This window comes from Bacillus cereus group sp. N31, from assembly GCF_016483245.1.
GTDB lineage: Bacteria > Bacillota > Bacilli > Bacillales > Bacillaceae_G > Bacillus_A > Bacillus_A toyonensis.
On sequence record NZ_JAEHCH010000040.1, the window covers coordinates 21,763 to 27,762 of the forward strand.

Below are 6,000 nucleotides of genomic sequence, written 5' to 3' on the forward strand. Positions count from 1 at the left end.
GGCTGATACTATGTTCTTCAAAAAGACTAAGCGAATTAAAAGACTAGAAGAAAAGGTGTTGCAGCTAGAGAAAGAACGAGATGAAGCACAAGAATTAGCACTAGAAACTCTTATGAAACCTCAAGCCTTAAAATGGGGGAAGAACAAAGGTCAAAAAATACAATAATTGAAGAAGTATAAACAAAAAGATTTACTAATAGTGTCCGGTGAAAATAAAGGTGTTTAATAATAAACTCAAAAAAACTTGTTGTTATGTAGTTAAAATAAACAAATCAAAAGGTTCTGTTGCAAAGTTTTTTACCAGATAAAAAGTTGGGATGATTACAGATGGATTTTATGCAATCGTTAGTAATTGTTGTAATTCGTTGAACTTCGTTTTTGTTTATATAGGGCATGAATGGTTTCGATTCCTTTGATGGTACGTGAAGCATGATGAAGGCTTTGAAATCCAGAGGATCTAGTAAACCGACGTTTTACATGCCGATGAGCCTGTTCAATTGCATGATAAAGATAACACCACTCTTCTTTGACTTTGATATAAGTCTCATCTAAATGCCAAGAAAAATGTACAGATTTATTTTTCCAAATTTGGTAGATCAAATTTCTATATTGATGAATCCATCGTATGATCGTTGTTGGGTGAACCGAAACACCACGTTCTTTCGAAATTTCAGAGACATCACGATAGCTTAAGGGAAAACGACAGTAGTAGCCGACAGCTACCAAAAAAATATCTTTCTTGAACTGTTTTCCTTTAAATTATTCCATTTGTTATGCTCCCGTTCATCTTTTTCCAAAGTGTACTCGAGTTTCGAAAACTTTGTAACGGAACCCACTATGTTTAAAGAAAGATATGACGTTGTAAAAAATGGGATCTCCAATCTGATCGAATAGGGGTTATGAAATGTTAAATTATGGTTTGGAACATAATTGTATGGTATTATTATATAGAAAATTACAAATGTTTGTGAACTTTAGAAGGGGATTTTTGTGAAAACTATAAAAACAAACTGTTTTTCAGCATAGATACTATAGGAGCTATGATTTGTATTATCATGCTTATTATTAGTCTTGTTAATTTTAGAACATGGATACATCCATTTTTATTTTGTACATTCGGATTAATATTTTCACTTAATGTAGTGAATACTCTTAAGGGAAATAGACATAAATAGGGGAAAATACAGTAGTATTTATAATAACTTATTGGGTATACAAATTAAATGAAACTTTGAAATAAAGTATCGGTGTTAAAACAAAGACATCATGTCTTGCCCCTTTGGATTTTTATATCTATAGGGGCATTTTATAGTGAAAAGGGTTGTTTTGAATACTTGTTTTAATGAGTGAGTTCTTTCTAATTGAACGAATGAAGTACGCTATTCAAAAGATTGCTTTACTTTAATATTTATACTGTATTCCAGCAAGGAACGTTTCTTATGTAAGGAAGGGGTATGAGGGATTATATGAAAAGAATGAAAAATATATGGTTGTTAGTGTTATGTTTCTTATGTTTGAGTGGATGCAATTATGAAAATGAAAATCAGGTGAAAAAATATATAAAAGAGAAATATGGGTTCGATGTTGTTGTAACAGATTGGGGAGGGATAGATGAAGGAAATATGGGACATACGTATCATACTGTTCAGGCAAAAGATAATAAAAATATTCAATTTCGAGTAGAGGTAAATGGCATCTTCTATTCCACAATACAAGGTGATGAATATGAATATGGGAAAAACACATACGAGGAATATAAGAAATTCAAACCTGTTCTTGAAGAAATGAAAAAGTTAGGTTACGAGGAATCTGAAAATAAAAATGTTCTGCAATATATAGTAGATTATAACAATGCAGCAGGAAAACCAACAGATGAGTTGTTATTAACCTTAAAAACGAGTAAGGAAATCGATTATAGTCAATTTGAAACAATAGAATTAGATCGTTTACATACACTATTCCAACTCATTCAAAAGAGTAATAGAAAGATAACAGAGCTTGAAATTGAGGATCATAATGGTAAATCGCTTGGTCTTCCTTTCGAAAATGTGCAAAAGGATATAACGAAAGAAGAACTTCTACTAACAATGAAAGACACAGTAAGCAGTTATTGGACATATATGATTGAAAAACAAACAAAAGTCTTTGAAAGATTAAAAGAAATTCCAAATGACCGCTTTGTAATTAAAGATATTACTTGTGCACATCCGAAGGAAGGGAAATGTCCAAAATATGAAGCTACGATAGTTTTTAATGACAGTTCTATGGAGTATAAAAATGATCCCGATGTAATGGAGGATCTGACAAAGGTGGTCACGATTTTTAAAGAAGAACTACATAACGAGAAATTTGATATATTTATATCCAACAAGGATAGAACAAGTTATTCACGCTGGCTAACGTCAGAGGAAATTCAAAATAGTAATAACATCATCGAACTTATAAAATAATTGTATATCAAAAATAATATGTAATAGTTTTTTAATAACTAACATAACCATGTAACTCTTAAACGATAGATGGTTATGATAGTTCTAATTATTATATTTTCAAATGAAAGTCGTATCGTTTGAAAGAGTATAGAGTTGTGAATTAAGTTGTACTGTTTATAAAAGTTGTACCGTTTTGCATCATTGGATAAAACTCCGTAAGCTCTAATCAAAATGTATTCCAAACCAAAAATTAGAACAATATCTATTCTAAAACAAAAAAATAGGATGAATCTATATAAATTGTGATTAGATAATATATGCAATGTTGAAAGTATTATTTGTTATAGGAGGCAGGTGTACTGAGAGTGAAAAAAGTAATAGCAACTCTATTTATATTAGGATTTAGCGGAATATTACTATATTTATTTACTGATATTTTTACAAAAATACAAATCCATAAACCAGTAGGAGATAACTTAAAAGAACAGTATGGGATAAAAGATGGGGATTTTAAAATACTCTCTGCACATGATAACCGACTTGGAGGAACAGGTATTCAAACTTATATAGAAATAAAAAAACCATATTATACCACTACGTATGTAACTGTTGACCGAAATTCTTATAAGATAGATGAAGATGATGATAAGTATGTCTTCTTAGATATATTTAAAGGCGCTTATGTCCAACAACATAGTGAAGTTATAAAACAATCAAATGAAATTATTAAAAAATATAACTTATCAAGTGAATCAAATGACGCATTTGATAAGGAGAAACAAAATTTCTATTACTATTTAAACTTTACTATCGATGAACAACAGGAAAAAGAATTGCTTGCAAAGTTTAAACAAACCCAACAATTAGATACGAAAAAATTAATTAAAACTTTAAAAATGAATGAATCTAAAATCAATTCTTATCATATGGGAGTAGTGAACTTTAATTATTATTATAGTGTAGAAAAAAACAAGGGAAATATACCAGATATCCTTAGCATTATGAATGATTTTCATAGAGGTAATGTTTTAACAGAAGGCATTTACAATATAGTATTGCAACCAAGTAGCTCTTCAGGTATGGATTTTGGCAAGGAGAGTTATGTTTTGTTTAGCGTAGATAAATCAGGTGAATTTAACGTGATTAAAAAAAGTGAACATGGAAGATGATTCACACATGGCCCAGTACCAGCGTTGCTGTAATTAGAGTCAAGGTAATGCTGGTACTGGGCCTACATATAAAGTTTAAAAAGTACGAATATCAAATAAATCCCAACTGCATAAACGGGCGTAATTGTATAGGAACATAAATAGAAAATGAACAAACTTTTTTATAAAAACTGTTCACGCAATCCTAAGGAAAGAGTTGGTTTTAATCAATCTTTTTTTTAAATCGATTTTTTTTGTGAGTCATATAATGTGAGTTGGTAAGAGGTTTTTAATCAAACTTGATTTTAAAACAACATTTAAAAGGAGTGAAAAATGAATACAATTAATAAAATCTTAAGCGATTTTGCTGAAATAAATGCAGACGAATATGTAAGTAATTATTATGAGCTTAGTATTATGTCAGAAAATAAAAAGGATAATATTTTTGAACTTGACAAAAAGGCGACATACGCTACTAGTAATGACACATTAGAACTCATACACTTGAAAGAATGGAAAAAAGAATTTCTAATTTGCCAATATCCTAATGGAGAGTCTTCTTGGTTTGGGAAAATACCGTACGGATATGATTTAAATGGATTGACTTCGAAGGAATATATAATAGAGCGGTTATTAAATGTATTCAAACAAGAACCAGATGAGGTTTATTGGATTAAATTAGATCCAGGAGGCTATTATGCATGCTGTTATGAAGAATATTTGTTTAAGACAAACAAAGGGATTTATTTTTTTAGTATGCAAGTACACGATTAAATAATCAGGATTTGAAATATAGTTTTATTAATAAAAAAGATTGATAATCTAATAATAAAGAAGAAGTCTCCATGTCAAAGGAATAAGAATTAAATGAAGAATAAAGATAGTCCAGGTGAATTTTGTATTCTGCTTAATTCCTATTATGTTTTTGAAAATAAAGTTAAAAAACCAAGCACCTAAAATTGTAACAGATATCTCAAAAATCGTAATTATCCATTCTAGTATAGTATGTTCTACATCGGGAGAAGCGCCAGCCATACCAAGAACAACTATAACTGGAAATGAGGGTATATAAACAAGTAAATAAGAAAAAAAGTAAAAAATATATTTTATCAATGTTTTTCCTTCCATAAGATCCACTCCTATTATAGAACTAATAGTTAAAGGCGAATTATCAAACTTACTCAAAAGTTACACATGTTATATGTTAAGTATATAAAGTTAGTGCTTTTATACATAAATGGAGATCCCTAAAAAATGTTATTTTAGAGGCCATCAGTGGTGAAATATCATATAATATCAAGAAGTGATAAGGAACTATAGCAAACAATTAGTCTGCATATATATCAATCTAATTATAGCGAAAAAGTAAAGAATTGGAATCTTGACTTTTTTGCTATATACATATCAGAAGGTAATAAGGGACTATAGCACAATATAATCAATATTTTAAAATAGATGGTAATATACTATGAAATCATATCAATAGTAATAAGGAGCTATAGCTTAACCCTTTTAAAATATATCCATATTAGGGGTCCCGCCCCATGCCCATCAACTTAAGATTTTAAAGTAACCCCTAAACGAAATTTTTTTTTTTAATTGATTGATAGTAAACAAGAAAGGTTGGCAAATCACCAATCTTTCTCATCTGTAGAGTTTTAATTTTCAGTTATCAAACCAAAAATAACCAAAATAATATCTTACGAAGTATTCTCCTCATGACTTTTCTCTAGAGTTTATCGGTCTTTGAGAATCTTTGTAACAGAGCCAAATATATCATTTTAAATAACTTTAGGTATCAATAAAGAGAATTTAATATCCTTGCAACATTTAAATAATCAGAAGTTTTAGACGAATAAAGGGATTGTATGATAATATATATATGCATTACTTTTCCATCTTTACAATAAACTTACACATAATTAAAAATATTGAGGTGATTCATTAGTGGTTAATAATATGTGTGAAACTAGAAAGTATAATTCAATACATAAAAAACGTTTTTATAATTCCGTTTTTTCAATCCCTTTAGTTGCTTTAGCTTTATTTATATTATCTTCTGTACAACTAGAATTAACTACTTTTTTGCTTATTACTTTTGTTTCTGTTGTTATAGTGCTCTTTCAATTGATTTATTTTTACAGGAAATGGAAAGTTATGTTACAAAGTTAAATTTTAGTCAATTACTAATAACAGTTCTAATTCATTGTACGCCGAAAAGACGGAGTCTGCTTTAAGACTTCGTCTTTGTTTATAGAGGGGGAGCATGACATTACTATTAACCCAAGATGATTTTATACCCATAATTCATAGAAAGCGTTATTCTTTTTGTAGAAATATAGAGAAAGGATGGCGTTTTTGTATGAATCTATCGATTCAAGATGAGTTTCATTTGTTCGCTGAAGAACTACAGCGATATC

General features: G+C 29.4%; 6 protein-coding genes. 4 read left to right on the top strand and 2 right to left on the bottom strand.

Annotated features, from left to right (window positions below; all coding sequences use genetic code 11):
* The first annotated feature begins 10 nt into the window (after positions 1–10).
* Positions 11–166, top strand: a complete 156-nt coding sequence (locus JDS81_RS28180; protein ID WP_179864528.1) for a hypothetical protein — start codon at positions 11–13, stop codon at positions 164–166.
* A gap of 179 nt (positions 167–345) precedes the next feature.
* On the opposite strand, the gene JDS81_RS28185 is transcribed toward JDS81_RS28180, so the two are convergent.
* On the bottom strand, positions 346–732 hold the full coding sequence (locus JDS81_RS28185) for a DDE-type integrase/transposase/recombinase (RefSeq protein WP_252199199.1): 387 nt from the start codon (positions 730–732) through the stop codon (positions 346–348).
* Between the two features lie 734 nt (positions 733–1,466).
* Here JDS81_RS28185 and JDS81_RS28190 point away from each other — a divergent pair.
* From JDS81_RS28190 to JDS81_RS28200, 3 genes are all read left to right on the top strand, one after another.
* Positions 1,467–2,450, top strand: coding sequence for a hypothetical protein (locus JDS81_RS28190; RefSeq protein ID WP_199688661.1), 984 nt, complete (start codon positions 1,467–1,469; stop codon positions 2,448–2,450).
* Between the two features lie 347 nt (positions 2,451–2,797).
* Positions 2,798–3,601 (top strand): hypothetical protein, encoded by an 804-nt coding sequence (locus JDS81_RS28195; protein ID WP_097954943.1) that lies wholly within the window; start codon positions 2,798–2,800, stop codon positions 3,599–3,601.
* Between the two features lie 312 nt (positions 3,602–3,913).
* Positions 3,914–4,354 carry a hypothetical protein gene (locus JDS81_RS28200; RefSeq protein WP_097954944.1) on the top strand — a complete coding sequence of 147 codons (441 nt, stop codon included), beginning with the start codon at positions 3,914–3,916 and terminating at the stop codon, positions 4,352–4,354.
* Between the two features lie 48 nt (positions 4,355–4,402).
* On the opposite strand, the gene JDS81_RS28205 is transcribed toward JDS81_RS28200, so the two are convergent.
* Positions 4,403–4,708, bottom strand: coding sequence for a hypothetical protein (locus JDS81_RS28205; protein ID WP_000398640.1), 306 nt, complete (start codon positions 4,706–4,708; stop codon positions 4,403–4,405).
* Between the last annotated feature and the right edge of the window lie 1,292 nt (positions 4,709–6,000).